At 50.4% G+C, this 2,493-nt stretch carries 2 protein-coding genes and 1 pseudogene; all 3 read right to left on the bottom strand.

Annotated features, from left to right (window positions below; genetic code table 11):
- Positions 1-91: 91 nt before the first annotated feature.
- Positions 92-454, bottom strand: a pseudogene (locus tag BUC26_RS22375) (DUF2254 family protein); the annotation flags it as partial.
- A gap of 272 nt (positions 455-726) precedes the next feature.
- Positions 727-1,338, bottom strand: a complete 612-nt coding sequence (locus BUC26_RS22370) for a substrate-binding domain-containing protein (RefSeq protein WP_073379630.1) — start codon at positions 1,336-1,338, stop codon at positions 727-729.
- A 14-nt stretch (positions 1,339-1,352) separates the two neighbouring features.
- Complete coding sequence (locus BUC26_RS22365; RefSeq protein ID WP_073379628.1) at positions 1,353-2,360, bottom strand: transposase; 1,008 nt, start codon at positions 2,358-2,360, stop codon at positions 1,353-1,355.
- Between the last annotated feature and the right edge of the window lie 133 nt (positions 2,361-2,493).

Here is a 2,493-nt window from a genome sequence, read left to right as displayed (position 1 = left end):
TGTTCGGGCATCTATCTTTTCCATGCCCAGAATTATACTCGAAAGTGCATCATTAAGGTATAAAAATATTAACTATTTACACACCGCGGCAATAGTTGTTCTTCAGTGCGATCAGCGCCACGATGCTGAAGATGAAGGCGCCGAGAAAGGTCGAAAGGGCGTTTTGGGACGTGTCGTCGGCGATCACCAGCGGGAACGATCGCGGCGTTGCCGTGCTGCTCGCCGATGCATAGGCGGACACCATCGAGGTGACCGAGAATATAGCAATGACCAGCATGCTGGAGGCCATGATCGACAGGATCGTCCCCAGAGAATCGGTGCTGACCGAAGGCGCGATGAAAGGGAGCCCGGTTCTATCCGCTGCCTCGGCGACAAATGTCCCGGCGATCGACAACAGTCAAGTAGCCAGCGGCTTCACCCAGAGCCGTTCGCGTATGCGATTGAGAAGAAACATGAACCGTTCCTTGGCGTCTTGAATATGCAAAGTCCTTTCCCGATTGACCGATCAGTACATCCCCGAATCTAATGTGGAAAGCCCGTTTGAAAGCAACTCATCGTTGCCTCTTTCCATACGTTTAGCTCGACGGGAAGGGAAATCAATCAATATTTCCTGCTCAACCATAATAAAACCGGCATGTTTGCTCTCTTTTGATAGAGGTGCGTCCCGGATTGCACGCCGTGAAGGGAAAGGTAACCATGCATCCGAAAGAGAAATAGGAAGAACAATCAATTAACCCGTACCAGGCGGTCTATGGCAAGCTTTTCTTCCGTGACATTTAGCCGGCTAATGCTGTTGATGAATTCCTGCTGGTAGATCGAGGTATTGCTATGCGTCAGGTAGACGGCATGCCAGGTGAGGGGGAGTCCTCTTGGAGTTATCGGCCGCGCGGCTAGAGGCCAGGTTTTGAGGGCCTCGATCACCGCCCAACGGGGGAGGACGGAGATGCCGAAACCGGCAATTACCATCTCGACAATAGCCTGGGGTGCCCCGATATTCATGATCCTTTTGGGCTCGATGCCTGCCGGTTTGAGGGCCTGCTGATAGAATTTATCCCGGGCGGCATCGGTATAGGAGATGAAATTCTCCCCGGCAAAATCATGCAGCCGAACAGAGCGCCCTGCCGCCAAAGGGTGGTCATCCGGCATGATACAGACCAGTTGGTCGGCAAAAAGCGATACGGCGGTGTGGCTATCGCTCGGCGAGATGGCCCCGGTGATCACCAGGTCGTATCTCTTTTCTTCGAGTTCCTCAACCAGGTCGAGAGAATTGCCTATATGTATCTCGATATTGGGGAACTTGGCGTGGAAGAGGTGCAGGGGAAAGAGAGGGACGCCCATAAAATTATAATATTCTACTCATCCATTATTCGAAACCCTTCAGCCAAAACAATCTGTTCACCACGCCTGACACAAATACTTACCGCCGGTTGAGAAATCTTCAGCAATCTGGCCAGTTGAGTCATTGTGATTCCCAATTCGGCGGTAGCCCAATAACAAAAGACACTGCGGGCTTTGACTTTCGCGGGCTGCTTGCCTGGGGTATAGAGCTGTTTGGGTTCAAGCCCGTATAGCCTCGCCGATTTTTCGGCCAGTCTATCCTGATCCCACCCTTTGGCCTTCAGGTAATATCGGCGCTGCAAGGACTCATCTGCGGCTTTCAGTACATCATCGACAAAATCGGAATCACCAAGGATGCGTTCGTCACTTTTGCTGTGAATATTGGCCTGGCGAACCGATTTGATCACCGACCATCCTCCACTGCTGCGAATAAGGCCGCCGCCGGTCAGGTCTGGACGTTTTCCCTTTTCGATGCCTTCTGAGACATATGCCTTGTAGCGGGCCCGCGCTTCTGTTTTTTGATCCCCAAAGAGATTGAGCACATAAGCTGTCTCCTGCCAATCGTTTTTCATTTTCCCCACGAGAACGCCATGACCACTGAAAGGGTAGCGATCCAGTTTATCAATATCGGTTACAAGTCTGGCACGTAACGGATTAAGGTGGATATAACGGATTAGCTCCAATAAATACGTCTCCTCTTGACATAATATGGATTTGTAGCGGTTTTGAAAAAGCTGACCACTGCGGTGATGCCTGCGGTTAAAGCTCATGGCATGGCCGGTCAAGAGTCGGCGCATAACTGTGGATAGTGGTTGGCTGCCACTGCGCAACAAGAGATGAAAATGATTGGGAATCAAGGCCCAGGCAAAACAACTGGTCTTCGTATCGGACAGGATATTGCCGAGTCGTTGGAGAAAAGCGTCCTGGTCGATATTATCCTTGAATATCGTTCTGCGCTCGATTCCCCTTACTATCACATGATGGAGTGCCCCCGGGGCGTCTATGCGTGCTTGGCGTGGCATGCAGCAACTATTAATATACGTTGATCAAGTATAAAAGTTCACTAGTGTCCGATTGTTAATCGAATAAATTCAGTTGCTTATTGGGGCACCTGGTCTCTTGATTGTAATCTCTTTCAGTAACTAATTGATAAAA

Source organism: Desulfofustis glycolicus DSM 9705 (genome assembly GCF_900130015.1).
Lineage (GTDB): Bacteria > Desulfobacterota > Desulfobulbia > Desulfobulbales > Desulfocapsaceae > Desulfofustis > Desulfofustis glycolicus.
The sequence above is the reverse complement of the archived record's forward strand: the minus strand, read 5'-3'. Positions and strand labels throughout refer to the sequence as shown.